Source organism: Halorubrum sp. SP3, from assembly GCF_005435195.1.
Taxonomy (GTDB): Archaea; Halobacteriota; Halobacteria; order Halobacteriales; family Haloferacaceae; genus Halorubrum; species Halorubrum sodomense.
On sequence record NZ_SGTU01000384.1, the window covers coordinates 1 to 442 of the forward strand.

The window sequence follows — 442 nt, forward strand, 5'->3', positions numbered from 1 at the left end:
CGTCGGAGCCGTCTCCCCCGTCGCCGCCGTCCCCGCCGCCGGAACAGCCGGCGAGTCCGGTGATGCCTACCGCGCCTGTACCGTACAGGAACTTACGCCGATCGATTGAGTTCTCGGACATACTCAACAGAGTACTCCCAGTCGATCATTAACAATGTGTCTGTTTATTTCAGTTCAAACCGAAGGAATATTCATTATAATGAACGTCAGCAAACACGTCGCCGGAATGGGTTACCCGTCGAGGGCGGGGACATCGGATCCGATTACCGGTCGGGATCCCGGTACCGGCGCCGGTTACTCGTCGAGGATGACCGTCACCGGTCGGTCGGCCGCGAGCAGCACCGACTGCGTCGTGCTCCCGAACAGCATCTTGCCGGTCGGGCTCCGTCGCCGCCCGCTCATCGTGATGTTGTCGACGTCGAGCTCCTCGGCCACCTCGATG

General features: G+C 61.1%; 1 protein-coding gene. It reads right to left on the minus strand.

The annotated features are described in order from the left end of the window. Positions 1-294: 294 nt before the first annotated feature. Positions 295-442: universal stress protein (locus EXE42_RS16945; protein ID WP_137695153.1), on the minus strand; the 148-nt coding region annotated here is incomplete at its 5' end.